25 protein-coding genes are annotated in these 25200 nt (G+C 38.3%); 20 read left to right on the forward strand and 5 right to left on the reverse strand.

Translation table 11 applies throughout. From position 1 onward, the window contains the following. Positions 1–64 precede the first annotated feature (64 nt). On the forward strand, positions 65–1012 hold the full coding sequence (locus tag QM941_RS00835) for a class I SAM-dependent methyltransferase (RefSeq protein ID WP_414337784.1): 948 nt from the start codon (positions 65–67) through the stop codon (positions 1010–1012). Positions 1013–1066: 54 nt separating this feature from the next. After that, a complete protein-coding gene (locus QM941_RS00840; RefSeq protein ID WP_414337786.1) occupies positions 1067–2254 on the forward strand; it encodes an acetate kinase in 1188 nt (395 codons plus the stop codon). A gap of 60 nt (positions 2255–2314) precedes the next feature. On the opposite strand, the gene birA is transcribed toward QM941_RS00840, so the two are convergent. Continuing rightward, positions 2315–3250, reverse strand: coding sequence for a bifunctional biotin--[acetyl-CoA-carboxylase] ligase/biotin operon repressor BirA (gene birA, locus QM941_RS00845; protein WP_414337789.1), 936 nt, complete (start codon positions 3248–3250; stop codon positions 2315–2317). A 213-nt stretch (positions 3251–3463) separates the two neighbouring features. Between birA and QM941_RS00850 the strand changes: the two genes are divergently transcribed. Then, positions 3464–4657: an O-antigen ligase family protein gene (locus tag QM941_RS00850; protein WP_414337791.1), complete on the forward strand. Its 1194-nt coding sequence runs from the start codon at positions 3464–3466 to the stop codon at positions 4655–4657. Positions 4658–4731: 74 nt separating this feature from the next. Here QM941_RS00850 and QM941_RS00855 read toward each other — a convergent pair whose 3' ends face one another. Next, on the reverse strand, positions 4732–5280 hold the full coding sequence (locus QM941_RS00855; RefSeq protein ID WP_414337794.1) for an NADPH-dependent FMN reductase: 549 nt from the start codon (positions 5278–5280) through the stop codon (positions 4732–4734). Positions 5281–5552: 272 nt separating this feature from the next. Here QM941_RS00855 and QM941_RS00860 point away from each other — a divergent pair, with 272 nt between their 5' ends. From QM941_RS00860 to QM941_RS00890, 7 genes are all read left to right on the forward strand, one after another. Continuing rightward, positions 5553–6041, forward strand: a complete 489-nt coding sequence (locus QM941_RS00860; protein WP_414337796.1) for a DUF5590 domain-containing protein — start codon at positions 5553–5555, stop codon at positions 6039–6041. Then, on the forward strand, positions 6038–7216 hold the full coding sequence (locus QM941_RS00865; RefSeq protein WP_414337799.1) for a pyridoxal phosphate-dependent aminotransferase: 1179 nt from the start codon (positions 6038–6040) through the stop codon (positions 7214–7216). Before QM941_RS00860 ends, QM941_RS00865 begins: the two co-directional genes overlap by 4 nt. Before the next feature lie 149 nt (positions 7217–7365). Continuing rightward, positions 7366–8709: an asparagine--tRNA ligase gene (gene asnS, locus QM941_RS00870; RefSeq protein ID WP_414337800.1), complete on the forward strand. Its 1344-nt coding sequence runs from the start codon at positions 7366–7368 to the stop codon at positions 8707–8709. A 224-nt stretch (positions 8710–8933) separates the two neighbouring features. Then, the gene (locus QM941_RS00875) at positions 8934–10133 is read left to right on the forward strand and encodes an MFS transporter (protein WP_414337801.1); all 1200 of its coding nucleotides are present in this window, start codon (positions 8934–8936) and stop codon (positions 10131–10133) included. A gap of 67 nt (positions 10134–10200) precedes the next feature. Next, a complete protein-coding gene (locus QM941_RS00880; RefSeq protein ID WP_414337803.1) occupies positions 10201–10968 on the forward strand; it encodes an epoxyqueuosine reductase QueH in 768 nt (255 codons plus the stop codon). 294 nt (positions 10969–11262) lie between these two features. Further along, positions 11263–12036 (forward strand): class I SAM-dependent methyltransferase, encoded by a 774-nt coding sequence (locus QM941_RS00885; RefSeq protein WP_414337806.1) that lies wholly within the window; start codon positions 11263–11265, stop codon positions 12034–12036. Positions 12037–12048: 12 nt separating this feature from the next. Beyond that, positions 12049–12906 (forward strand): helix-turn-helix domain-containing protein, encoded by an 858-nt coding sequence (locus QM941_RS00890; protein ID WP_414337809.1) that lies wholly within the window; start codon positions 12049–12051, stop codon positions 12904–12906. 358 nt (positions 12907–13264) lie between these two features. On the opposite strand, the gene QM941_RS00895 is transcribed toward QM941_RS00890, so the two are convergent. The 3 genes from QM941_RS00895 to QM941_RS00905 form a co-directional block, all read right to left on the reverse strand. Further along, positions 13265–13798, reverse strand: a complete 534-nt coding sequence (locus QM941_RS00895; RefSeq protein ID WP_000775325.1) for a DUF402 domain-containing protein — start codon at positions 13796–13798, stop codon at positions 13265–13267. An 87-nt stretch (positions 13799–13885) separates the two neighbouring features. Beyond that, positions 13886–14662 (reverse strand): recombination regulator RecX, encoded by a 777-nt coding sequence (gene recX / locus QM941_RS00900; protein WP_414337812.1) that lies wholly within the window; start codon positions 14660–14662, stop codon positions 13886–13888. A gap of 10 nt (positions 14663–14672) precedes the next feature. Beyond that, positions 14673–15449: a phosphotransferase gene (locus tag QM941_RS00905; protein WP_414337815.1), complete on the reverse strand. Its 777-nt coding sequence runs from the start codon at positions 15447–15449 to the stop codon at positions 14673–14675. 55 nt (positions 15450–15504) lie between these two features. Between QM941_RS00905 and rlmD the strand changes: the two genes are divergently transcribed. The 10 genes from rlmD (at position 15505) to QM941_RS00955 (ending at position 25193) form a co-directional block, all read left to right on the forward strand. Beyond that, the gene (rlmD, locus tag QM941_RS00910) at positions 15505–16872 is read left to right on the forward strand and encodes a 23S rRNA (uracil(1939)-C(5))-methyltransferase RlmD (RefSeq protein ID WP_414337818.1); all 1368 of its coding nucleotides are present in this window, start codon (positions 15505–15507) and stop codon (positions 16870–16872) included. Positions 16873–16989: 117 nt separating this feature from the next. Next, positions 16990–17748: a triose-phosphate isomerase gene (gene tpiA / locus QM941_RS00915; protein ID WP_250306896.1), complete on the forward strand. Its 759-nt coding sequence runs from the start codon at positions 16990–16992 to the stop codon at positions 17746–17748. A 124-nt stretch (positions 17749–17872) separates the two neighbouring features. Beyond that, complete coding sequence (locus tag QM941_RS00920; RefSeq protein ID WP_414337820.1) at positions 17873–19609, forward strand: ABC transporter ATP-binding protein; 1737 nt, start codon at positions 17873–17875, stop codon at positions 19607–19609. Positions 19610–19619: 10 nt separating this feature from the next. Further along, positions 19620–21401 (forward strand): ABC transporter ATP-binding protein, encoded by a 1782-nt coding sequence (locus QM941_RS00925; RefSeq protein ID WP_414337823.1) that lies wholly within the window; start codon positions 19620–19622, stop codon positions 21399–21401. Between the two features lie 149 nt (positions 21402–21550). Continuing rightward, a complete protein-coding gene (locus QM941_RS00930) occupies positions 21551–22069 on the forward strand; it encodes a Dps family protein (RefSeq protein ID WP_414316502.1) in 519 nt (172 codons plus the stop codon). Between the two features lie 125 nt (positions 22070–22194). Then, complete coding sequence (locus tag QM941_RS00935; RefSeq protein ID WP_414337826.1) at positions 22195–22701, forward strand: dihydrofolate reductase; 507 nt, start codon at positions 22195–22197, stop codon at positions 22699–22701. Next, positions 22701–22871: a hypothetical protein gene (locus tag QM941_RS00940; protein WP_414337828.1), complete on the forward strand. Its 171-nt coding sequence runs from the start codon at positions 22701–22703 to the stop codon at positions 22869–22871. The genes QM941_RS00935 and QM941_RS00940 overlap by 1 nt, the downstream gene beginning before the upstream one ends. Before the next feature lie 103 nt (positions 22872–22974). After that, a complete protein-coding gene (gene clpX, locus QM941_RS00945) occupies positions 22975–24207 on the forward strand; it encodes an ATP-dependent Clp protease ATP-binding subunit ClpX (protein ID WP_414337831.1) in 1233 nt (410 codons plus the stop codon). An 8-nt stretch (positions 24208–24215) separates the two neighbouring features. After that, positions 24216–24803 carry a ribosome biogenesis GTP-binding protein YihA/YsxC gene (gene yihA / locus QM941_RS00950; protein ID WP_414337834.1) on the forward strand — a complete coding sequence of 196 codons (588 nt, stop codon included), beginning with the start codon at positions 24216–24218 and terminating at the stop codon, positions 24801–24803. A 9-nt stretch (positions 24804–24812) separates the two neighbouring features. Next, on the forward strand, positions 24813–25193 hold the full coding sequence (locus QM941_RS00955; RefSeq protein WP_061419704.1) for a RidA family protein: 381 nt from the start codon (positions 24813–24815) through the stop codon (positions 25191–25193). Positions 25194–25200: the final 7 nt, after the last annotated feature.

The following is a 25200-nucleotide window of genomic DNA, read 5'->3' on the forward strand; positions in this document are numbered from 1 at the left end:
TTTTTTTCATTTTCACAATTATGAAAATCTGGAAAATCAGCTCTGAATTTGGTAAGATAAGATTATGGATTTTGAAAAAATTGAACAAGCATATACTTATTTACTAGAGAATGTCCAAATCATTCAGAATGATTTGACAACTAATTTTTACGATGCCCTCATTGAGCAAAATGGGATCTACCTAGACGGTCAGACCGAACTCGAACAGGTTAAGACCAATAACCAAGCCCTTAAGAGATTGGCTTTGAGAAAAGAAGAGTGGCTCCGTACCTATCAATTTCTCCTGCTTAAGGCAGCCCAGATCGAACCTCTCCAGGCAAATCATCAATTCACACCTGATGCTATTAGCCAGTTAATCATTTTTTTGATTGAGCAACTTTGGCCAGCTAAAGAAGTGAGCATCCTTGAGTTGGGCTCCGGTATGGGAATTTTGGGGGCTAGTTTTTTAACCTCTATATCTAAAAAGGTAGACTATTTAGGAATAGAATTAGATGATCTGCTGATTGATTTAGCAGCCAGCATATCTGAAGTTATGGGGCTTCCAGCTGTCTATGTTCAGGGAGATGCAGTGAGACCACAGATTTTAAAGGAAAGTGATGTGGTTGTTAGTGATTTGCCTCTTGGTTACTATCCAGATGATCAAATCGCCTCACGCTATCAAGTGGCTGCCAAGAATGAACATACCTATGCTCACCATTTGTTGATGGAACAATCTCTTAAATATCTCAAAAAAGGTGGTTATGCAATTTTTCTTGCACCAAGTAATCTTTTAACCAGTCCCCAGAGTGAGCTCCTTAAAGATTGGCTCAGAGAAAATGCTCAGATTGTAGCCATGATAAGTTTGCCAGAAGATCTATTCGCCCAGGCTACTCAATCTAAGGCCATCTTTGTGCTACAAAAGAAACAAGACAAAGATTTAGAGCCTTTTGTCTATCCACTTGCCAGTCTTCGAGAGCCTCATATCTTGATGGACTTCAAGGAAAAATTTCAAATTTGGAGTCAAGATTCATGAAATTTGAACTTAAATTTGATATAATGGTTGAAAACGCTTAAAAGGGGAAAACTTATGTCTAAAACAATTGCAATTAATGCCGGTAGCTCAAGTTTGAAATGGCAACTGTATCAAATGCCAGAAGAACAGGTTCTTGCTAAAGGTTTAATTGAACGCATTGGTCTAAAAGATTCTATCTCAACAGTTAAATTTGACGGTCGTGCTGAAAAAGAAATCACTGATATTGAAAATCACACTGTTGCGGTTAAAATTTTGCTTGATGATTTGATTCGTTTTGATATTATCAAATCTTACGATGAAATCACTGGAGTTGGACACCGTGTTGTTGCTGGTGGTGAAGTCTTTACAGACTCTGTAGTAGTAGAAGGTGATGTATTGGCTCAAATCGAAGAGTTGGGTTTACTTGCACCACTACATACTCCAGCTAATGTAGCCGGAATTCGTGCCTTCAAGGAATTGTTGCCAAACGTAACTAGTGTTGCTGTTTTTGATACATCTTTCCACTCAACTATGCCAGAGAAAGCGTATCGCTATCCATTACCAACTAAATATTACACAGAAAATAAAGTTCGCAAATATGGAGCTCATGGAACTAGTCACCAATTCGTAGCCCAAGAAGCAGCAAAACTTTTGGGACGTCCTCTAGAAGAATTAAAATTAATTACATGTCATATCGGTAACGGTGGTTCTATTACTGCAGTTAATGGTGGAAAATCTGTTGATACATCTATGGGATTCACACCACTTGCAGGTGTGATGATGGGAACAAGAACTGGTGATATCGATCCAGCTATCATTCCTTACCTTATGGAACACACAAATGACTTTAATACACCTCAAGATATGATCAATGTATTGAACCGTGAGTCAGGTTTACAAGGTATTTTTGGTAAATCTAGCGATATGCGTGATGTAGAAGCAGGCGTTAAAGCTGATGACAAAGATGCAATTTTAGCTTACGAAATGTATGTGGATCGTATTCAAAAATATATCGGTCAATACTTCGCAGTTCTTAATGGTGCTGATGCTATTATCTTTACTGCAGGGGTTGGTGAAAATTCTGCATTAGTACGTAAGAATGTTATCGAGGGACTCTCATGGTTTGGCTGTGATGTTGATCCAGAGAAAAATGTCTTTGGTGTGACTGGAGATATCTCTACAGCTGCAGCTAAAGTCCGAGTACTTGTTATTCCAACTGATGAAGAACTTGTCATTGCGCGTGATGTTGAACGTTTGAAATAGACAGATAAATGAAAAATCGACCTTTATTAGTAGGTCGATTTTTTGTTTATGAAAAACAATTTACCATTTTGTTAGGGAGATTTCTCCACTGTTAAGCCATATTTTTTTACCATTAGCTAGCTCTATCTGGAGTTCACCTTTATCTGAGATATTAGTTGCTTTACCAGAGAGTATTTCTTCTCCTTGCTTAAAACTCACTTCGTTTCCTAGGACCATAGAGTGTTGTTTATAGAGATGGAGTAGTTCCTCATGATCTGTTTCGTAAAAATATTTCCAGATTTCAGAGATGAGGTCGTTGCGAGTAATTGGAGCTCCATTAGGAAATAGACTTCCTGCTTTTTCCTTTAGGTCTTGTGGGAAATCTATGATAGAGAAGTTTAGTCCAACACCGATGATGATGTCAGTAACCAACCCAGTTTCAACAGAAGTGACGGCTTCGGTCAAAATACCGGCAATCTTTTTTTGATTCAAATAAATGTCATTTACCCATTTGATACTAATATCTATCATAGCTAGATTTTTAATTGCTTTGTAGATAGCTCCTGCAACTAGGAGTGTATAAGCAGGTAACTGATCATAGGGGAGATTGGGTTTGATATGGAGGGACATATAGATGCCTCCTTGAGGAGGAGAAAAGTAGGGGCGATGGAAGCGACCGCGTCCAGCTGTTTGACTAGTTGAGAGGTAGAGAGTATCACCAGCACTACCTGCTTCTACAGCTTTTTTAGCATCAGTTTGAGTGGATTTGGTACTTGCTTTAAATTGGACAACTACAGGGCTTCTCTTCTCAATTTCCTGAGGCAAGATAAGGTCCCCCTGTATTAGTTTATAGCCACGATTTTTTATACTGTCAATTATTAGCCCCTCTTGTTGGAGGCGTTGGATGGCTTTCCATACAGCTGTTCGCGAGATATTTAAACTTTCCGCGATCTTTTCCCCGCTTAAGTAATCTCTTTCGGAAACTAATATATTGTAAACTTGTTGATAGGATTTCATAAAATAACCTTTCTGAAAGTACTAATTTTATTGTACCATATTTTTAATTTCTTACTAGAAGCAGAGGGTTTAGCGTCATAAATGATAAGCTTTTACCTATTTTTTAGTGCTTCCAGTCTAAGCTAGCAGTTTTCAAATCATTTGAAAAGTGGTAGAATAGTTTAATACTTTATGTAAATCTGAATTTCTGGATTCAGAGAGAAAGGATCTGTTGTGAAATCAATAGGTATCATCGAGAAGTTAAAAGGTTTCTCAAAGCAAGAGTTAATCTTGCTCGGGGTTATTCTCAGTATTTTTCTACCTTTTTACCTTTTCTTAATTATTTTCATCGCTTATTTACTCGGTCTTGTTTTTACCGGCGAGATGAAAGGAATTTTAAAACATCTATCCAACCATTTTGTATTACTCTTATTTATAGCTTATAGTGGAGGAGTTTCACTCCTAGCCCAAAACATCATGGGGATGGTCGCAACCTTGGGGATGTTCCTCTTTGCAATTTTCTTTTACTATTATCAGGCTCACCTGACTCCTAAGTTTTTTAGAATCACGTTACAAGGCGTATTGTCGGGTAGTATGCTAGCGTCAGTGTTTGCAGCTTTGGAACATTTTCAAATTGTTAAAAAGTTTGACTATACATTCCTATCCCCTAAGATGCAAGTTTGGCATCAAAACCGTGCAGAAGTTGCCTTTTTTAATCCGAATTATTACGGTATTATCTGTTGTTTCTGCATTATGATAGGTTTTTATCTAATTAATACGACTAAACTAAGATGGTTAAAAATATTTTCTTTTGTTGCTATCTTTGCCAATTTGTTCGGTTTGAATTTTACGCAGAATCGAACAGCCTTTCCAGCCATTATCTTTGGGGCAATTATTTATCTCTTTACAACTATTAAAAACTGGCGGGCCTTTTGGCTTAGTATTGGGGTATTTGGAGTTGGACTTTCATTTCTCTTCTCCAGTGACTTAGGGGTTCGGATGGGGACTCTCGATTCGTCCATGGAAGAGCGAATTTCCATTTGGAATGCTGGTATGACCTTGTTTAAGCAAAACCCATTCTGGGGAGAAGGTCCCTTAACCTATATGCACGCCTTCCCTCGAATACGAGCCCCTTATCATGAACATGCCCATAGTATCTATATCGATACGATTCTAAGTTATGGAGTTGTAGGGACAGTTCTTCTGGGAATATCTTCTGCAGACCCTATTCGAAAACTCATTGATATGAGTCAGGATTCTGGGAAGCGTCCAATTGTTGGACTTTATCTCTCTTTCTTGACAGTAGTAGCTGTCCATGGAATTTTTGATTTAGCTCTTTTCTGGATTCAATCATCCTTTATCTTCCTCTTGGTGATGTGTAGTCTACCGCTCAAGCATAGTTCTCAGGTGGAAGAATTAGTAGATTAAGAAATAAAAAGCAATAGTAGAAGTTTATGATCTACTATTGCTTTTCTTGTTATGAGGATTAGGTTGTAAAAATATTATTGAATGGCTTGAAGCAAGTCTTCAACTTGTTTCTTAAGAGAAGCAGCCACAGGTTCTTCAAGAACTAATTTACCATCTGCCCAAGCAGAATCATTGACACGAGCTGCGGTAAAATCACCGACAACTTGTGTACGGATAAATGGTAGAAGGTCTTTGTAAATCGCAAAGAGTTGATCGTGTCCTGCATTTGCTACAGATGATACTGTAACAATCTTATCTTGAAGAGCGGATGCTCCACGAGTGTCAGACAAGTCAATGGCGCGTGAAAGCCAGTCAAGTAAATTTTTCACAGTTCCTGGAATCGAGAAGTTGTAAACAGGAGAGAAAATCCAGATAGCATCTGTAGCAAGGACAGCTTCACGAGCAGCAGCGACTGTAGGAAGCGTAGGTACTTCAAGGTCTTGGCTAAATAGTGGAATAGCTGAATAGTCAAGATAGCTAACTTCAGCTTTTCCTGCAAGAGCTTTTTCAGCTTCTAGTGCCATTTGGTAGTTAAATGAATCTTTACGAAGTGAACCAACGATAAATAATACTTTTTTAGACATAGGGTTTCTCCTTTAGAAATAATTTTTAGAGTCTTTCTTTGTTGTTGCAATCTACATTACAACAAAGAGGTAATCTTTTCAATTTATTTGCTCATAAATTAAAAAAATTTTTAAAAGATGATCAACCAAAAAACTAAAGGAGCCATAAGTAATAAAAATGAAGCAAAGAAGCTGTGGATACCTTATAAGGATAGGTAAAAGTACCTGGGAAAATCTAAAAAGTCACCTGTCCTTTACTTGTAATAAAGGTAGATAGATGGTAAAATAGACGAGTGAAAAAGAGACAAAAAAAAGAAAAAAATTCCTTATTATTTCAATACACCATTGGCATCACACTGTTAGTTCTAGTGGTGACTTCTTCCTTTCTTTATCTGATTTGGTTGAGCATGAAACCCTACCAAAATGCTAAAACAGAAGGAGAGAGATTAGCTAAGCAATATGCCAATTTAGAGACGGTCAGCCAGATTGACTTCTTTAACGGCTTAGAGAGCTACTATAGTGTTCTGGGTCAGGACAAGAACCAGAAGTCTATTGCTGTATTGATTGAAAAAAATGGTCAAAAAATTTATGTCTATCAACTAGAGAATGGCATTAGCCAAGAAAAAGCAGAAGCAGTTGTCAGAGAAAAAGGAGCAACTGAGATCGACAAGATTACCTTCGGACGGTACGCTGAAAAGCCTGTCTGGGAGGTACAATCGGGTGGAAACTACTATCTAGTTGATTTTGAAACTGGCGTCATACTTGAGAAGGAGAAACAATGAAATTATCCAAACGTGTCTTAGAGATTGAAGAAAGTGTTACTCTGGCTAGTGATGCAAGAGCAAAGAAGTTAAAAGCTGAAGGAAAAGACGTTCTTTTCTTGACTTTAGGTCAGCCCGATTTTCATACTCCTAAAAATATTCAGGATGCTGCGGTTGCAGCCATTCGAGATGGTCGCGCGTCTTTCTATACGGTAGCTTCGGGTTTGCCTGAATTGAAAGCTGCAGTCAATACCTATTTTGAACGTTATTATGGGTATTCTGTAGCAGCTAATGAAGTCACTTTTGCTACTGGTGCCAAGTTCTCCCTTTATACTTTCTTTATGGCTGTGATTAATCCTGGAGATGAGGTTATCATTCCTACTCCTTACTGGGTCAGCTATGGGGATCAGGTTAAGATGGCAGAAGGCCTTCCAGTCTTTGTCCAAGCTAAGGAAGACAATCACTTTAAAGTAACCGTGGAGCAATTAGAAGCAGCTCGCACAGGTAAGACCAAAGTCTTGGTTCTTAACTCACCATCTAATCCGACTGGGATGATCTATTCTCGTGAGGAATTGTTAGCCATTGGAAATTGGGCTGTTGAACATGATATTCTTATCCTGGCCGATGATATTTATGGACGTTTGGTCTATAACGGGAATGAGTTCGTTCCAATCTCTAGTCTGTCAGAAGCTATTCGCAAACAAACTATTGTCATCAATGGAGTGTCTAAGGCCTACGCTATGACAGGATGGCGTGTTGGTTATGCAGTAGGTGATCCAGAAATTATTGCTGCTATGAGTAAATTGACTGGTCAAACGACTTCTAACCTGACTGCGGTATCTCAATACGCAACAATCGAGGCCTTAACTGGTCCGCAAGACTCTGTAGAAACCATGCGTCAGGCTTTCGAGGAACGCTTGAATACTATCTATCCACTCTTGTGCCAAGTCCCTGGCTTTGATGTAGTCAAACCGCAAGGAGCTTTCTATCTCTTCCCAAATGTTAAAAAAGCTATGGAGATGAAAGGCTATACAGATGTAACAGAATTTACAACGGCTATTCTTGAAGAAGTTGGTCTGGCCTTGATTACAGGAGCAGGATTTGGAGCGCCAGAGAATGTCCGTCTCAGCTATGCGACAGACCTAGATACACTCAAAGAAGCTATTCGTCGCTTGCACCAATTTATGGAAAAATAAAAATAAAATCTTCGTCGTCTTGACGGAGATTTTTTTGGATAAAACCTGAGATTTTTCTCTGATAGAATCTAGCTATCAGGCATTATTTGTGGTACAATAGTGGGTAATAATGTCTTTAGACAAGTTAAACAAAAAAAGGAAGATAAAACATGACAAAACGTGTAACAATTATCGAAGTAAAAGACTACGTTGGTCAAGAAGTCACTATTGGTGCTTGGGTTGCTAACAAGTCAGGAAAAGGAAAAATTGCCTTCTTGCAATTGCGTGATGGAACTGCCTTCTTCCAAGGCGTGGCTTTCAAACCAAACTTTATCGAAAAATTCGGAGAAGAAGTGGGTCTTGAAAAGTTTGAAACCATCAAACACTTGAGCCAAGAAACTTCAGTCTTTGTAACAGGGATTGTTAAAGAAGACGAGCGCTCAAAATTTGGTTATGAGTTGGATATTACAGACATCGAAGTCATCGGTGAATCTCAAGACTACCCAATTACTCCAAAAGAACACGGAACAGACTTCTTGATGGATAACCGCCACTTGTGGTTGCGTTCACGCAAACAAGTCGCTGTTATGCAAATCCGTAACGCCATTATCTACGCAACTTATGAGTTCTTTGATAAGAACGGATTCTTGAAATTTGATAGCCCAATTCTTTCAGGAAATGCTGCAGAAGATTCTACAGAACTTTTCGAAACAGATTACTTTGGAACACCAGCATATTTGAGCCAATCAGGACAGCTTTATCTTGAAGCAGGTGCCATGGCTCTAGGTCGTGTCTTTGACTTTGGTCCAGTATTCCGTGCAGAGAAATCAAAAACTCGCCGTCACTTAACTGAGTTCTGGATGATGGATGCGGAGTACTCATACTTAACACACGATGAATCACTTGACTTGCAAGAAGCATATGTTAAAGCTTTGCTTCAAGGTGTTCTTGACCGTGTTCCTCAAGCCTTGGAAACATTGGAGCGTGATACAGAGCTCTTGAAACGTTATATTGCAGAGCCATTCAAACGTATTACTTACGATGAGGCTATTGATCTTTTGCAAGAGCATGAAAATGATGAGGACGCTGATTATGAACATCTCGAGCATGGAGATGATTTTGGTTCACCACACGAAACTTGGATTTCAAACCACTTTGGTGTACCAACCTTTGTAATCAACTATCCAGCAGCTATCAAGGCCTTCTACATGAAGCCAGTTCCTGGGAACCCAGATCGTGTGCTTTGTGCAGACTTGCTCGCACCAGAAGGTTACGGAGAAATCATCGGTGGCTCCATGCGTGAGGAAGACTACGATGCCCTTGTCGCTAAGATGGAATCACTTGGTATGGATCGTACTGAGTACGAATTCTACCTTGATCTTCGTAAATACGGTACAGTACCACACGGTGGATTTGGTATCGGTATCGAGCGTATGGTAACTTTCGCAGCAGGTACAAAACACATCCGTGAAGCTATTCCATTCCCACGTATGTTGCACCGTATCAAACCTTAATAGCCATAAAAACGCCGTCTGGCGTTTTTATACTCTTCGAAAATCAAATTCAAACTACGTCAGCTTCACCTTGCCGTACTCAAGTACAGCCTGCGGCTAGCTTCCTAGTTTGCTCTTTGATTTTCATTGAGTATTACTTTAAATGAAAGAGGTGGAGAAAATGTAGGCAAATCTAAGTAAGTCTTTTAGAAACAATCATATTACATATTGAAAGAGAGAAAACAATGTTTAAAAGAACTTACAAACGCAATATTCCACTCCTAGCAGGTCTGGAATTCACTTCTTATTTTGGGATTACCAGTTTTTGGATTTTATTTTTCATCCAAAATGGTCTATCCTTGCTTCAAATCGGTCTCTTAGAGAGTATCTTTCATGGGACAAGTCTCTTGTGTGAAATCCCATCTGGTATGTTGGCCGATCGATTTAGCTACAAGACCAATCTCTATTTGTCTCGCTTGGCCAGTATTGTATCCTCTATCCTGATTTTGTTTGGTCAGGGGAATTTTTGGATCTATGCTCTTGCCATGATGGTCAATGCTTGGTCCTACAATTTTGATTCGGGGACCAGTACCGCTTTCTTATATGATTCAGCAGTTGAGGCAGGTCAAAAGGACCGATATCTTCAGATTTCTAGTTTTTTATCTGGTGTGGCAGAAGTCACCCGAACCCTAGGTACAGTTGTGGCAGGCTTCTTCATTCACGGAGCACTTGCCTGGACCTATCTGATTGCTATTGGATTATCTTTTCTTTCTATAATCTTGATTTATTTTATGAAAGAACCAATGGCTAAGAGAGGAAAAAATGAAGTCTTAACCTTTAAAACGATTGTCCTGCAAGTTCGAAAAGAATGGCAGGAAAAACCAGTACTCTTTTACTGGATGATGACTTATCAGCTGGTCGGGACACTCATGTGCATGTTTTACTTTTATTATCAGCAGAAAATAAGTGACTTAGCAGGATGGCAGGTTTCACTGGTTATGCTTATTGGCAGTGGGTTAAATCTTATAGCGGTTTATGTAGCTAGTCAAATCGGTAAAAAATGGAATAGTAATCGAGTTTTTCCGACTCTTGTTGCACTAACGGGCTTGGCCTTGTTGTTGGTGTTTTCAGGAACTCCCTTTGCTTTTCTTCTTGTATATCTTTTAACTGATACACTTTATGCAGTTTATCAGCCTATCTATTTCAATGACTTACAAGGTTATTTACCTTCCAGTGTAAGAGCAACTATGCTTAGTATCAATTCCATGCTCTTTAGTCTTTCCATGATTGTCATATTTCCACTGACAGGTTGGTTGATTGATCGTTGGGGTCTTGTAGCTGTCTTTTTAGTTCTAGGCCTTATCTTGCTTTTAATTTATCCTATATTAATAATCAGTCTAAAAAGGATGGACAAGCTATTAAATCAGGACTTAAAAACTGAATAAAGTACGAAACCCTATTTGCTCAAAGTAGCATCCTGTGGTACAATAACAAGAAGAAAAGGAGAAGAGCATGATTGATGTAGAAGAAATTCTAAGCAAGATGAATCCCAATCAAAAGATCAACTATGACCGTGTCATGCAAAAGATGGTCCAAGTTTGGGAAAAAAATGAAGAAAGACCAACTATTCTCATGCACGTCTGTTGTGCTCCCTGCAGTACCTACACTTTAGAGTACTTGACTAAGTATGCCGATGTGACCATTTATTTTGCTAATTCAAATATCCATCCTAAAGCTGAGTATCACAAGCGTGCCTATGTGACAAAAAAGTTTGTTAGTGATTTTAATGAGAGAACTGGCAATAACGTCCAATATCTAGAAGCACCTTATGAACCCAATGAATACCGTAAACTGGTTCGAGGTTTGAAAGAAGAACCGGAAGGTGGCGATCGCTGCAAGGTTTGTTTTGACTATCGTTTGGACAAGACAGCGCAGGTGGCTATGGACTTGGGCTTTGACTACTTTGGCTCAGCCCTAACGATCAGTCCTCACAAAAATTCACAAACCATCAATAGTATTGGAATTGATGTGCAGAAAATCTATACCACCCATTATCTTCCGAGTGACTTTAAGAAAAATCAAGGCTACAAACGTTCTGTAGAGATGTGTGAAGAGTACGATATCTATCGTCAATGTTACTGTGGTTGTGTCTATGCTGCTCAAGCCCAGAATATCGACTTGGTGCAGGTCAAGAAGGATGCAACCGCCTTTATGGTAGATAAGGATATCGAAAAAGACTATTCGCATATCAAGTTCACTGTTACGAAGTTAGATATTTAGACGAAAACCTGCCCAATGTGGCAGGTTTTTTGCTAAAATGTACTGGGATAGAAATAGATGGATCAATCTTTAAATTTTTAGTCCGTGTCTTGCGAGACTTCAATAAATCAGTTGATACTTAAGATTTGTGGATAAAAATGATGTTTAGATTAAAAGTGTTTTTTGGAGTCTAGAAGACCAAAAAATAGTTCAATACTGTGGTAAAATTATTCCTTTTTGCATTTATACAACTTATTTTACACTGCCTTTATTCTTGTGATATAATGTCAAATTATAGAGTGGAGGTCATTTTAAATGATTGATAAAGTAATTGAACAATATAAAAGTCATGATAATCTTGATATTCGAGTAGAATTGCATAAGAAGTATTCAAAAAATAAATTGGGATTTAACAATTGGATATTTTCTAACTACCAAATCACTGATGAAGTAAAGGTTCTAGAATTGGGATGTGGTACAGGAGAACTATGGAAAAGTAATCTTGATTCTATAGACAAGATGAAGCAATTGGTTTTAACAGATTTTTCTAATGACATGGTAGAAACTACGAAGTCAGTGATTGGAAATAGAGATAATGTCAACTATGAAAGAATGGATATCCAAAATATTTCTTTTGAAAATGAAACTTTTGATATTGTTATTGCTAATATGCTTCTACATCATGTAAATGACATTGATAAAGCTATCTCTGAAGTGAATAGAGTATTAAAAAAAGGAGGCATTTTTTACTGTGCTACATTTGGTGAAAATGGAGTTGTAGATTATTTGGTAAGCTTATTTAAAGATGTGGTTAATCAAAATTTGGAAAATAAAACTTTTACTTTACAAAACGGGAAAACCTTTTTAAATAGGTGTTTTGACACTGTGGAAAAATTAATTTATGATGATGAGCTACAGGTGACAAGTATAGACGATTTAGTTCAATATATTCAATCCTTGAAAGGAATTTCAGAAATAGGTTCACTAGAAGAGGAAATAATACGTAAAAGATTGGAAAGTGAATTTAATAATGGTATGTTGATCATTCCTAAAGAATATGGTATGTTTATCGCTCGAAAAGAAAGATAAGGGGACGAAAGTGTGAAAAATTACGGAGAAGCTTTTCGATATTTTAGAAAATTAAACGGATATTCTTTAGAGTATGCTGCAGCTGATTCTATATCAAAATCTCAACTTTCTAGATTTGAAAGGGGAGAAAATGAAATTTCTCTTTCAACGTTTTTTGAATTATTATCAAATATCAATGTTTCGATAGAGAATTTTTGTAATTATCTAGAAGATTATAAAAGATCAGAGCTTGATAATTTTTTGGTTAATTTATCTCCAAATTTTTATAGTTTGAATACTAAAGGATTGGAGGAAATAAAAAATGAGCAACAAAAACTTTTTGAGAAGAGTGGGGAAAAAATTTATAGAATAAATACAATTATGGTTCAGGGATTATTAAATCAGATAGATTGTAATTATGTAGTTAGTAGAGACGATCTAAATTTAGTATATGACTATTTATTTCAGAAAGAACGATGGGAATCCTATGAGATAACGCTGATTGGTAATTTATATCATCTTTTTGAAATAGATTATATTTACAGACTTGGAAAAGAAATACTAGAGCGTACACATTATTATGAAAAAATCGGCAAGAATAGAAATTTAGTTGTGTCAGCTTGTTTAAATTTTTGGTTCTGTTGCCTTGAAAATTCACATCTATCATATGCAGATTACTTTGAAATAAAATTAAGAAAATTATTAAAAGATGACACGAAAGTTTTTGAAAAATCTACATTCAAATTTATAGAAGGATATAAAATATACCTGACAGAATCTAAAGAATCTGGAATTAAGCAAATGCAAAATGTCATTAAATATTTTGAGTTTATTGAATCTAAAAATATTGCTTTATATTTTCAAAGACGATTAAATCAGTTAGTAGATTAAATAACATTTTCTTCGTTAAGTGATTTTTTCCAAAGATTGTTCTAAAGGATTGATGCTATGTAGAAAGACAATACTAAATATTTTGATACGAAGGTGACCTGTATTTTTTATACCGATTATCTTCGTATTTTTTGTAATAAACGATAGAAGATTGTTCTTAACTTACAAGGAACAAAGAAATTAAAAAATATCAGTATATCTATTTATTTTGTATATCACGTGAATTCTGCATAAATCTCTTTCTAGTAATGTATTGCAACTCTACTATAGCGGTTTTATTCCTTTTTTGTGTTTACACAACATATTTTACACAACCAAAAAAACAAGGTCAGGATTTTGTTCCTGACCTTTGACAACTTTACCGATTCTTTAGTTCTACGTAGCGTTTGTACCAAATGTTGACATAGGCTTCTGAGAAAGGACCTCGCTCATTGTTAATCCAATCAACAAGAATCTTAACATGCTCTTTCAAAATATAGTCTAAGTCAGAAGAATACTTCATTTTTCGCTTGTGTCGTTCATACTCCTCAACGTCCAAGAGGCGTTTCTCACCATCTGTAAAAACTTTAACGTCCAAATCATAGTCAATGTACTTTAAAGCTTCTTCGTCCAGATAGTAAGGACTTGCCATATTGCAGTAGTAGGAGATGCCATTTTCACGAATCATAGCGATAATATTAAACCAATATTTCTTGTGAAAGTAAACAATAGCCGGTTCTCTAGTCACCCAACGACGACCGTCACTTTCGGTAACAAGTGTATGGTCGTTAACGCCGATAATAGCGTTCTCTGTTGTTTTTAGTACCATGGTGTCCCGCCAAGTACGGTGAAGACTCCCATCATGCTTATAACTTTGAATTGTAATAAAGTCGCCTTCTTTTGGAAGTTTCATAACTAACCAACTTTCTACAATTTATAAGTTTATCGTTTACTATTGTATCACATTTTTGTTTAAAGTTCTTAGTTTTTCATGAAAAAATTAAAGATATTCTCTGAGTGCGCTGGCTATATCCGAAAAATCGTAGCCTTTTCGTGCTAAAACTTGGGTCAAACGCTGCTTGAGTTCGTATCCTTCATACTTACGCGAATATTTTCGATATTGCTTATCCAACTCTTTAAAGATTAGCTCCTGAACGGTTTCCTCTTCTATCTGGTTATCCAGTTGGTCAAAGGCTGTTTTAGCTTCCGAGTAGGAAAAACCTTTGTTGGTGAGGTTTTGGATTATCTTATCTTGTAGAGCGCGAGCAGGCAATTTACCCTGATATTTTTTCAGTAGTTTTTCGGCTGTACGCTCTGCGACTTCCGTCAGATCAAATTCTTGTAAGACGTCTTGGATAAGGGCCTTAGCAACTCCTTTTTGTGAAATCTTTTGTATCAGCATGTAGCTTCCCTTGTCACCAGATAGCTGATTGGAATTGATGATAGCATAGGCATACTGACGGTCATTGATCCAGTTGTCATCCTTGAGGGCTTGGATGACTTGTGGTATGATTTTCTCATCAATCTCATGTTTAACTAAATAGTCTCTGACTTCTTTTTCAGTACGAGCCTTGAAGGATAAGTGGTAGAGCGCCAAGTTTTTTCCGTAGGAAAATTGTGCAAAGGATTTAATCTCATTTAGTTCGTCAACTGAAATATCCTTTCCTTTTGTTAGCATGAAGCGAACAATGGTATCCTCGGTAATGTAGCAAGTTTTGTCACTATCAAGCTCTAGCAGATAGAGACGTTTTTTCTTTTCTAGTTTTGTGATTTTCATAGTTTTCCTTTTATCCAAACGCTTCAAAGGCAGCAACGAGTCGAAGTTTATTTACATCGACCTGTTCTCTCCCATAATAGTCAAGAAATAGTTCAGCGTATTTAGGGTCATGTAGGTTATAGTTGAGGGACCAAACTGCCCAAAAGAGATCGATATGTCGGTCACTGAAATCAGCTAAGCCAAGGTCAATAAAGCAAGAGAAGTGGTCAGCATCTTTGAGAATAAAGTTCGGTAGACAGGCGTCCCCGTGAATAAAGGCATCTGTCTTTAAAAGGTGTCCTTGTTCTCGAATGAACTGGAAGGCCTCTTCACGGCTGCTAATCCGGAATTGGGGTAGGAGAGCCTTGGCATAGAACTCACCTTTTTCATAGTTTTTAAAGGCTCTGTCTTTATAGGCCTGTAAATGATTTTCTGATGGAAAATTTTGCGGATAAAAGCTGTGAAGTTTTTTAAGAGCCTCGGCCATGGTTCGGCAAATTTTTTCTGGCTTGTCTAAAAAAGCGAGAGTATCATGACCAATAGCCTCTTTAGTCAGGAGGTAGTCTTTATCTGTAGATAGATAGTGGATGACTGGAGTTCCTATTCCCTCTTGTTCAAACAAACTTGCAATTCTAGCTTCTCGCTCTAATCTTCCCTTTTGATCTATTTTCAAATAGTAACCTGAATCAAGATAGAGAACCCTTGCGCCTGAATGAGAAGAGCTGTCAGAAAGAGTTGCTCCCTCTATATAAGTTCGTAATTGCTCAGGAAAATCCAATGGGGAAAAATGAGATATCTTTGTATTCATGGTTTTATTGTAACATATTCTTAAACATTGAGAAACTACGTGGTATAATAGACTTATGAGTCTTAAAGTCAAACAAAAAATTCCATTAAAAATCAAGCGTATGGGGATAAACGGGGAAGGTATCGGATTTTTCCAGAAAACTCTTGTTTTTGTTCCAGGTGCCCTCAAGGGAGAAGATATCTATTGTCAGGTAACTTCTGTTAAGCGTAACTACGTTGAGGCAAAACTGCTTGAGGTCAATAAAAAATCTAAGTTTCGAGTGGTACCAGACTGTACTATTTATAATGAGTGTGGTGGCTGTCAAATCATGCACCTGCACTATGACAAGCAGTTAGAATTCAAGACAGACCTTCTCCATCAAGCTCTGAAAAAGTTTGCACCTGCAGGCTATGAAAACTTTGAGATTAGACCAACCATTGGTATGCAGGAACCCAAGTATTATCGAGCCAAACTACAATTCCAAACTCGAAAGTTTAAGGGCCAGGTCAAGGCAGGATTATATGCTCAAAATTCGCATTATTTGGTCGAGTTAAAAGACTGCCTAGTCCAAGATAAGGAGACACAAGCAATTGCCAATCGCATTGCTGAACTCTTGACCTGTCATCAAATTCCGATCACGGATGAACGGAAAATCCTTGGAGTTCGGACCATCATGGTTCGTCGCGCACGGAAAACTGGGCAAGTTCAGATTATCATTGTAACCAATCGTCAATTAAATCTGACTCAATTTGTGATAGATTTAGTCAAGGATTATCCTGAAGTAGTGACTGTCGCAGTCAATACCAATACTGCTAAAACTAGTGAGATTTATGGGGACAAGACTGAGATTATTTGGGGTCAAGATAGTATAGGCGAAGGTGTTCTTGATTATGAATTTTCTCTTTCACCTCGAGCTTTTTACCAGCTCAATCCTGAACAGACTGAAGTCCTCTACAGTGAAGCCGTTAAGGCCTTGAACGTAAATGAGAATGACCATCTGATTGATGCCTATTGTGGTGTTGGTACTATTGGCTTTGCCTTTGCTAGGAAGGTTAAGAGCCTGAGAGGGATGGATATTATTCCTGAAGCTATCGAGGATGCTAAGGCAAATGCCCAACGTATGGGGTATAGTAATACCCACTATGAGGCAGGTACAGCAGAAGAGATTATCCCTAGATGGTACAAGGAAGGCTATCGTGCGAATGCCTTGATTGTGGACCCTCCACGTACTGGTTTAGATGACAAGCTCTTGGATACCATCGTCAAATACGCTCCTGAAAAGATGGTCTATGTTTCCTGCAATGTATCTACCTTGGCACGTGATTTAGTCAGATTGATGGAGGTCTATGACCTGCATTATATCCAGTCAGTTGATATGTTTCCACACACTGCGCGGACGGAAGCAGTGGTTAAATTGACCAAGCGCAAATCATCTTCTAAATAGAAATAAGAGCACGAAAATTTTTGAAAATCAGCTTTCTGGTTACAGAGTAAAATTTGCAAGCGACCCTGAATTATGATAAAATAAAGAGAAAATATAATGAAAAACGAGGTAAGTGAAATGTCACGTAAACCATTTATCGCTGGTAACTGGAAAATGAACAAAAACCCAGAAGAAGCAAAAGCATTTGTTGAAGCAGTTGCATCAAAACTTCCTTCATCAGACCTTGTTGAAGCTGGTATCGCAGTTCCTGCGCTTGACTTGACAACCGTATTAGCCGCAGCTAAAGGAACTAACCTTAAAGTTGCAGCTCAAAACTGCTACTTTGAAAATGCAGGTGCGTTCACTGGTGAAACTAGCCCACAAGTTTTGAAAGAAATCGGTACTGACTACGTTGTTATCGGTCACTCAGAGCGTCGTGACTACTTCCATGAAACTGACGAAGATATCAACAAAAAAGCAAAAGCAATCTTTGCAAACGGTATGCTTCCAATTATCTGTTGTGGTGAGTCCCTTGAAACTTACGAAGCAGGAAAAGCTGCTGAATTCGTAGGTGCTCAAGTTTCAGCTGCTCTTGCAGGATTGACAGCTGAGCAAGTTGCTGCATCAGTTATCGCTTATGAGCCAATCTGGGCTATCGGTACTGGTAAATCTGCTTCACAAGATGACGCACAAAAAATGTGTAAAGTTGTCCGTGACGTTGTAGCAGCTGACTTTGGTCAAGAAGTAGCTGATAAAGTACGTGTTCAATACGGTGGTTCAGTTAAACCTGAAAACGTTGCAGAATACATGGCTTGTCCAGACGTTGACGGAGCTCTTGTTGGTGGTGCATCACTTGAGCCTGCAAGCTTCTTGGCATTGCTTGACTTTGTAAAATAAGCTTCAAATATCTGAGACAGACAGTTCCCTCCCTCGAGGTTAAGACTGCCTGTCTTCTTTTTAGTAAAAAGGCGTGCGTAAGCACGCTCTTTTCTGCATTTTGAATGAAAAAGAAAGGAGAATTATGCTTTATATTTGGTCTTATCTCAAACGTTATCCCAAGTGGTTGATTTTAGACTTTCTCGGAGCAGTTTTCTTTGTCATTGTCAATCTAGGTCTACCGACTGTTCTGGCTCGTATGATTGACCAGGGGATTAATCAAGGTAATGAAGGAAAGCTCTATTTTTGGGCTGTTATTATGTTGGTCATTATCGTCTTGGGGACATTTGGACGGATTGTCCTGTCCTATGCTGCTAGTAAATTGACTACCAACATGGTTAAAGATATGCGCAATGATGTCTATGCTAAGCTACAAGAGTATTCTCATCACGAATATGAACAGATTGGTGTATCTTCACTGGTGACTCGTATTACTAGTGATGCCTTTGTTCTTATGCAGTTTGCGGAACAAACCCTTAAATTAGGTGTCATCACTCCCATGATGATGCTCTCTAGTGTTCTCATGATTTTCTTGACTAGTCCTTCATTAGCTTGGATTGTAGCTTTTTCAGTACCTTTCTTAGCAGTCGTTGTTGTCTATGTAGCTGTAAAAACTCGACCTCTATCAGAAAAACAACAGAAAACACTGGATAAGATTAATCAATATGTCCGAGAGAATTTGATGGGCTTACGAGTGATTCGAGCCTTTGCGCGAGAAGAATTCCAAGAAGAACGCTTCGCAGAGCAAAATGCAATCTATGCTGATAATTCGAGCCGCTTGTTTAAATTGACAGGCTTGACCGAACCTCTTTTTGTACAAATCATTATCGCTATGATTGTGGCAATTGTTTGGTTTGCTCTAGATCCTCTCCAACAAGGAAGTTTGCAGATTGGGGATTTGGTAGCCTTTATTGAGTACAGCTTCCATGCCCTCTTGTCCTTCTTATTCTTGTCTAGCCTCTTTACCATGTATCCACGTACTGCCGTATCCAGTGAGCGCTTGAAGGAAATTATGGATATGCCCATTTCCATTGATCCAAATGAAAATGGCATCAGAGAGACAGAAACACATGGTTACCTAGAATTTGAAAATGTGACTTTTGCCTATCCTGGAGAGACAGAGAACCCGGTTCTACACAATATTTCCTTTACTGCTAAACCGGGTGAGACCATTGCCTTTATTGGTTCGACTGGTTCTGGGAAGTCTTCATTGGTTCAGTTGATTCCACGTTTTTATGATGTTACCTTAGGGAAAATCAAGGTTGATGGAGTTGATGTACGGGAATACCGACTCAAGTCCCTTCGTCAAAAGATTGGTTTTATTCCTCAAAAAGCTTTGCTCTTTACTGGAACGATTGCTGAAAACCTGCGTTACGGGAAAGAGGATGCTAGTCGTGAAGAGTTGAATCAAGCAGCCGATGTTGCCCAAGCCAAAGACTTTATCGAAAGTCGTGAAGAAGGTTTTGGAACCCATCTAGCTGAAGGTGGAAGTAACCTGTCTGGTGGACAAAAGCAACGTTTATCGATTGCCAGAGCAGTTATCAAAGAGCCGGATATTTATATCTTCGACGATTCTTTCTCAGCTTTGGACTATCGTACGGATGCTATTTTACGTCGTCGTCTTAAGGAAGTCACTCAAAATGCAACGGTCTTAATTGTTGCCCAGCGGGTTGGAACCATTATGGACGCTGACCAGATTATCGTCCTCGATAAGGGAGAAATTGTTGGACGTGGTCGCCATGAGGAATTGATGGCAACCAATGACATCTATAGAGAAATTGCAGAGTCGCAACTAAAAAATGCGTCCCTAACAGAAGAATAGGAGGTAAAGGATGAAAAAACAATCTAGTTTAGCTCGTCTATGGAGCTATTTAAAAGCCTACCGTTTCTCTATCTTTCTCGCAGTATTTCTTAAGATTCTGAGTGCGGTTATGAGTGTTATTGAGCCTTTTGTCTTAGGGCTTGCCATTACAGAATTAACCTCTAATCTCCTTGACATGGCTAAAGGAGTTGCAGGCGCTGGGCTTAATACTAGCTATATTGCAATCATTTTGGTCATCTACCTCTTACGAGGGGTCCTCTACGAATTAGGTTCATATTATTCTAATTATTTTATGACCAATGCTGTGCAGTCCATGATACAGGATTTGCGTAGAGAAATGAATAAAAAAATCAATCGTATTCCTGTATCTTACTTTGATAAGCATCAGTTTGGAGATTTACTGGGACGTTTTACCAGTGATGTAGAGACTGTGTCCAATGCTCTTCAGCAATCCTTCTTACAGATTGTCAATGCTGTATTTACGATCCTTCTAGTAATGGGAATGGTATTATACTTAAATCTTCAGTTAGCTATGATCGTTATTTTATCAATTCCAGTGACCTATTTTGGAGCTAAGACCATCATGAATCGTTCCCAGCCTTATTTTAAACAACAGGCGGCTATCTTGGGACGCATGAATGGTTTTGTGCAAGAAAACTTGACAGGTTTTAATGTTTTGAAGCTCTATGGACGTGAAGAAAATACGCAGCAGGAATTTGCAGATATTACCGATGAATTGCAACAGGTTGGCTTTAAGGCTAGCTTTATCTCAGGTTTGATGATGCCTGCTCTACATATCGTATCAGATTTGACTTATCTGATTGTTGCAGTTTTAGGAGGTATACAGGTTATTGCGGGGCGTTTGACGATTGGTAATATGCAGGCCTTTGTCCAATACGTCTGGCAAGTTAGCCAGCCTATCCAAAACATCACCCAGTTAGCAGGGCAAATGCAGAGCGCTAAGTCTTCCCTTGATCGTATTTTTGAAGTTTTGGATGAAACGGAGGAAGTTCAAAATCTTGAAGTGAAAGAACTACCACCTTTGACTGGGCAAGTTAGCTTTAAGAATGTTGATTTCCAATATGTAGAAAACAAACCATTGATTCGCAATTTCAATCTGGATGTTGAACCAGGGGAGATGGTAGCCATTGTTGGTCCTACTGGAGCAGGAAAAACAACCTTGATTAACCTTCTCATGCGTTTTTATGATGTAACTGCTGGAGCTATTTTAGTGGACGGTCAAGATATTCGAGACTTATCTCGTCAGGACTATCGTCGCCAGTTTGGTATGGTCTTACAGGATGCTTGGCTCTATGAAGGTAGCATCAAGGAAAATCTTCGCTTTGGGAATCTTGAGGCAACAGATGAAGAAATCGTTGAAGCTGCTAAGGTGGCCAATGTTGACCACTTTATCCGCACCCTTCCTGGTGGCTATAACATGGAAATGAACCAAGAGTCAAGTAATATTTCTATTGGGCAAAAACAGTTGTTAACTATCGCGCGTGCTCTCTTGGCGGATCCTAAAATCTTAATTTTGGACGAAGCAACTTCTTCAGTTGACACTCGTCTAGAACTCTTGATTCAAAAGGCCATGAAACGTTTGATGAAGGGGAGAACAAGCTTTGTCATTGCCCATCGACTTTCGACTATTCAGGAAGCTGACAAAATTTTGGTGCTGAAAGATGGGCAGATTATCGAACAAGGAAATCATGAAAGTCTCCTAGCTGCAAAAGGTTTCTATTATGATCTTTATCAAAGTCAATTTTCTAGTAAAAACAGAGAAAATAGCTAGGATAAATAGCCACTCATTTTCTTAAATTATCAGTCAATTACAACTTTTTTAATATGGGTTAATTTTCTTGCTTTTGTCTACTAGGTGTAGTATACTGAGATAGTAATCAATAAATATGGTTACAAAAATAATTTTACGAGGTGAGAAAAATGGTTGAATTAAAAAAAGATGCTTTAAAAGACGTAACAACATTATCTAAATCAGCGCCTGAAGCGCTAGCAAAAACAAAGGAAGTGCTTAACCAAGCAGTAGCAGACTTGTATGTGGCTCACATTGCCCTTCACCAAGTACACTGGTACATGCGTGGTCGTGGTTTCCAAGTATGGCATCCTAAGATGGATGAATACATGGATAGCCTTGATGGTTACCTTGATGAAATCAGCGAACGCTTGATCACTCTTGGTGGCAAACCTTATTCTACTTTGACAGAGTTTCTTCAACACAGTGAAATCGAAGAAGAAGAAGGAGAATTCCGTAACGTTGAAGAAAGCTTGGAGCGTGTTCTAGCTATTTATCGTTACCTCATCACTCTTTTCCAAAAAGCATTGGATGTAACAGATGAAGAAGGTGATGATGTTACTAATGATATCTTCGTTGGTGCTAAGGCTGACCTTGAAAAAACAGTTTGGATGCTTGCAGCTGAGTTGGGTCAAGCACCAGGTTTGTAAGAATTTTTAACCAAAGAAAGAATCCGTAGATTTTCTACGGATTTTTCTATTGATGTAGACATTCCAAACCTGTCTTTTTTGAAGTTTTTTGATAAAATAGTACTATCAATGAAAAGGATGAAAGCATGACAAAGAAAATTGTAGCGATATGGGCACAAGATCAAGAGGGTGTCATCGGAAAAGAAGATCGTCTACCATGGCATTTGCCAGCGGAATTAAAACATTTTAAAGAAACAACTCTGAACCATGCTATTTTAATGGGACGTGTAACCTTTGACGGCATGGGACGTCGATTGCTTCCTAAACGTCAGACTTTAATTTTGACTCGAAATCCAGAGGAGTATATTGAGGGAGCAATGGTGTTTCAAAATGTTGAGACAGTGTTAGATTGGTATCAAAACCAGGATAAAAATCTTTATATCATCGGTGGCAAACAGATTTTCCAACTTTTTGAACCTTACTTGGATGAGCTTATCGTCACACAAATTCATGCTAAAGTAGATGGAGATACTCATTTTCCAGAAGAATTTGACTTGACAGCATTTGAAACAGTCGCATGTAAAAGTTTTGCCAAAGATGAAAAAAATGCCCATGATTTCACCATCGAATATAGAAAGAGAAAGGAAGTCTAATGGAGCGTAGTATTTTTGGTTTTTTTACAGCTCTTTTGTGTGCTGTCTGTCTGATTGCTGGTTCACAAGCTTTTCGTAAAAAGCGCTACGGATTAGCTATCTTACTCTGGTTAAATGCTTTTACTAATCTGGTAAATAGTATTCACGCTTTTTATATGACCTTGTTTTAAATAAAAAAATAATAAGAAATTAGAGTATTTTCACTAGAAAAAGTTATAATGAAAATATAACTATCAACAATTAAATGAGTATTTTATAGGACGGAAGGAAATTATGCCTACTAACAGGAAAAAAGATATGATGGTTTACTGCTCTTTTTGTGGTAAGAGCCAAGATGAAGTACAAAAGATTATTGCGGGCAATAACGCTTTTATCTGTAATGAATGTGTGGAACTAGCTCAGGAAATTATCCGAGAAGAGCTAGCAGAGGAAGTCTTAACTGACCTTTCAGAAGTTCCAAAACCAATGGAGCTTCTCCATATTTTAAATCACTATGTCATCGGCCAAGATCGTGCTAAGCGTGCCTTAGCAGTAGCAGTATATAACCACTACAAACGTATCAATTTTCACGACAATCGTGAAGAAACCGAAGATGTGGACCTACAAAAATCAAACATTTTGATGATTGGCCCAACTGGATCAGGAAAGACTTTCCTAGCTCAGACCTTGGCTAAGAGTCTAAATGTTCCCTTTGCTATTGCGGATGCGACAGCTCTCACTGAAGCAGGATATGTAGGTGAGGACGTGGAGAATATCCTCTTAAAACTTCTTCAGGCTGCTGACTTTAACATTGAGCGTGCAGAACGTGGCATCATCTATGTTGATGAAATTGATAAGATTGCTAAGAAGAGCGAAAATGTTTCCATCACACGTGATGTTTCTGGTGAAGGTGTGCAACAAGCCCTCCTCAAGATTATCGAGGGAACTGTAGCTAGCGTACCACCTCAAGGAGGACGTAAACATCCTCAACAAGAAATGATTCAAGTGGATACCAAAAATATCCTCTTCATCGTGGGTGGAGCCTTTGACGGAATCGAAGAAATCGTTAAACAACGTCTAGGTGAAAAAGTTATCGGTTTTGGAAAGAACAATAAAGCTATTGATGAAAATAGTTCTTATATGCAAGAAATTATAGCTGAAGATATTCAAAAATTTGGTATAATTCCAGAGTTGATTGGTCGTTTGCCAGTCTTTGCAGCCTTGGAACAGTTGACAGTGGATGACTTGGTTCGTATCTTGAAGGAACCGAAAAATGCTTTGGTTAAACAATATCAAACCTTACTTTCTTATGATGATGTAGAGTTGGAATTTGATGATGAGGCTCTGCAAGAAATTGCCAATAAGGCCATTGAACGTAAAACAGGAGCTCGTGGACTTCGCTCTATTATTGAAGAAACCATGTTAGATATTATGTTTGAAGTTCCAAGTCAAGAAGATGTGAAAACAGTTCGAATCACAAAAGAAGCAGTTGATGGGACGGCTAAACCAATCCTGGAAACTGCCTAGAGGTGACCATGGAAATCAATACACACAATGCAGAGATTTTACTAAGTGCGGCAAACAAATCTCACTATCCCCAGGATGAAGTTCCAGAGATTGCTCTCGCAGGTCGCTCTAATGTAGGGAAATCTAGTTTTATCAATACTATGCTGAACCGCAAGAATCTAGCACGGACTTCTGGGAAACCAGGAAAGACCCAGTTGCTAAACTTCTTTAACATTGATGATAAGATGCGTTTTGTAGACGTGCCTGGTTATGGGTATGCTCGCGTTTCTAAAAAAGAGCGCGAAAAATGGGGTCGCATGATTGAAGAATATCTGACTAGTCGGGAAAATCTTCGCGCAGTTGTCAGTCTGGTAGATCTTCGTCACGATCCCTCTGCTGATGATGTGCAGATGTACGAGTTTCTCAAGTATTATGAGATTCCTGTTATCGTCGTTGCGACCAAAGCAGACAAGATTCCTCGCGGAAAATGGAACAAGCATGAATCAGCAATTAAAAAGAAATTAAACTTTGATCCAAGTGATGATTTTATCCTCTTTTCTTCTGTAAGCAAAGCTGGGATGGATCAAGCTTGGGATGCTATTTTAGAAAAATTGTGAGGAATACAAATGGCAAAAACAATTCATACAGATAAAGCTCCAAAGGCAATCGGACCTTACGTTCAAGGAAAAATCGTTGGCAATCTTTTGTTTGCTAGCGGTCAAGTTCCACTATCTCCTGAAACTGGAGAAATCGTAGGAGAAACGATCCAAGAACAGACTGAACAAGTTTTGAAAAATATTGGAGCTATTTTGGCAGAAGCGGGGACAGATTTTGACCATGTGGTGAAAACAACCTGTTTCTTAAGTGATATGAACGATTTTGTACCCTTCAATGAGGTATACCAAACAGCCTTTAAAGAGGAATTTCCAGCTCGTTCAGCTGTAGAAGTAGCTCGTCTACCTCGTGATGTAAAAATAGAAATTGAAGTCATCGCAGAGATTGGATGAGTTATTT

Source organism: Streptococcus timonensis (assembly GCF_047460355.1).
Classification (GTDB): Bacteria; Bacillota; Bacilli; order Lactobacillales; family Streptococcaceae; genus Streptococcus; species Streptococcus timonensis_A.

Coding starts and splice junctions, on each gene's coding strand:
- QM941_RS00835 (WP_414337784.1), top strand. CDS start 65: ATGGATTTTGAAAAAATTGAACAAGCATATACTTATTTACTAGAGAAT.
- QM941_RS00840 (WP_414337786.1), top strand. CDS start 1,067: ATGTCTAAAACAATTGCAATTAATGCCGGTAGCTCAAGTTTGAAATGG.
- birA (WP_414337789.1), bottom strand. CDS start 3,250: ATGAAATCCTATCAACAAGTTTACAATATATTAGTTTCCGAAAGAGAT.
- QM941_RS00855 (WP_414337794.1), bottom strand. CDS start 5,280: ATGTCTAAAAAAGTATTATTTATCGTTGGTTCACTTCGTAAAGATTCA.
- QM941_RS00865 (WP_414337799.1), top strand. CDS start 6,038: ATGAAATTATCCAAACGTGTCTTAGAGATTGAAGAAAGTGTTACTCTG.
- asnS (WP_414337800.1), top strand. CDS start 7,366: ATGACAAAACGTGTAACAATTATCGAAGTAAAAGACTACGTTGGTCAA.
- QM941_RS00875 (WP_414337801.1), top strand. CDS start 8,934: ATGTTTAAAAGAACTTACAAACGCAATATTCCACTCCTAGCAGGTCTG.
- QM941_RS00880 (WP_414337803.1), top strand. CDS start 10,201: ATGATTGATGTAGAAGAAATTCTAAGCAAGATGAATCCCAATCAAAAG.
- QM941_RS00885 (WP_414337806.1), top strand. CDS start 11,263: ATGATTGATAAAGTAATTGAACAATATAAAAGTCATGATAATCTTGAT.
- QM941_RS00895 (WP_000775325.1), bottom strand. CDS start 13,798: ATGAAACTTCCAAAAGAAGGCGACTTTATTACAATTCAAAGTTATAAG.
- recX (WP_414337812.1), bottom strand. CDS start 14,662: ATGAAAATCACAAAACTAGAAAAGAAAAAACGTCTCTATCTGCTAGAG.
- QM941_RS00905 (WP_414337815.1), bottom strand. CDS start 15,449: ATGAATACAAAGATATCTCATTTTTCCCCATTGGATTTTCCTGAGCAA.
- rlmD (WP_414337818.1), top strand. CDS start 15,505: ATGAGTCTTAAAGTCAAACAAAAAATTCCATTAAAAATCAAGCGTATG.
- tpiA (WP_250306896.1), top strand. CDS start 16,990: ATGTCACGTAAACCATTTATCGCTGGTAACTGGAAAATGAACAAAAAC.
- QM941_RS00920 (WP_414337820.1), top strand. CDS start 17,873: ATGCTTTATATTTGGTCTTATCTCAAACGTTATCCCAAGTGGTTGATT.
- QM941_RS00925 (WP_414337823.1), top strand. CDS start 19,620: ATGAAAAAACAATCTAGTTTAGCTCGTCTATGGAGCTATTTAAAAGCC.
- QM941_RS00930 (WP_414316502.1), top strand. CDS start 21,551: ATGGTTGAATTAAAAAAAGATGCTTTAAAAGACGTAACAACATTATCT.
- QM941_RS00935 (WP_414337826.1), top strand. CDS start 22,195: ATGACAAAGAAAATTGTAGCGATATGGGCACAAGATCAAGAGGGTGTC.
- QM941_RS00940 (WP_414337828.1), top strand. CDS start 22,701: ATGGAGCGTAGTATTTTTGGTTTTTTTACAGCTCTTTTGTGTGCTGTC.
- clpX (WP_414337831.1), top strand. CDS start 22,975: ATGCCTACTAACAGGAAAAAAGATATGATGGTTTACTGCTCTTTTTGT.
- yihA (WP_414337834.1), top strand. CDS start 24,216: ATGGAAATCAATACACACAATGCAGAGATTTTACTAAGTGCGGCAAAC.
- QM941_RS00955 (WP_061419704.1), top strand. CDS start 24,813: ATGGCAAAAACAATTCATACAGATAAAGCTCCAAAGGCAATCGGACCT.